Origin of the sequence: uncultured Dokdonia sp., assembly GCF_947492815.1 — a bacterium.
GTDB lineage: Bacteria > Bacteroidota > Bacteroidia > Flavobacteriales > Flavobacteriaceae > Dokdonia.
The window spans coordinates 1-547 of sequence record NZ_CANLOB010000093.1 but is presented as its reverse complement, the minus strand read 5'-3'; the positions used below and the strand labels follow the sequence as shown (position 1 = coordinate 547).

1 pseudogene is annotated in these 547 nt (G+C 32.9%); it reads right to left on the bottom strand.

Going from position 1 to position 547, the window contains the following annotated elements:
* Nucleotides 1-124 precede the first annotated feature (124 nt).
* A pseudogene (locus Q1A01_RS23665) lies at nucleotides 125-547 on the bottom strand (hypothetical protein); the annotation flags it as partial.

Here is a 547-nt window from a genome sequence, read left to right as displayed (position 1 = left end):
CCAAATTAAAAATTTGACTGACTTTCTAAATATACACAAACCTTTCGATTATGGACTTATTAGCTATGTTTTATACATCGTGTTACAGCCAGTTTTTATTTTGAATCTTAGCTGTTATTTAATTCTAATTCAACTGTAAAGCAACATTCCATAAATCAAAATCACCACTGTAATATTGAAGTGAATTACCACAGTGAACAATTACAGTTTCTTTTTCGGGAATAATGTAGATGTTCTGTCCAAGATTTCCATTTGCATAGAAATGGAAAGAACCATCGTCATTTACATGACCCCACCATTGATAATTATAATAAATCCTTTTGTCGCTTCTGCCAAACCATTTTGGATAAATATCCCGTGGAATTGATTTGTTTTCTCGGGTAGATTCTTGTACCCAATCTTTTGATACAATCTGATTACCATACCAATTTCCTTCATTGAGCATAAGCTGACCAAAACGTGCATAATCAATCGCTCGGGCAATCAAACGACTTGGCATATATTCAAAATTAGACTCTTCACTATCTATAGAAAAAAGCGCATCATA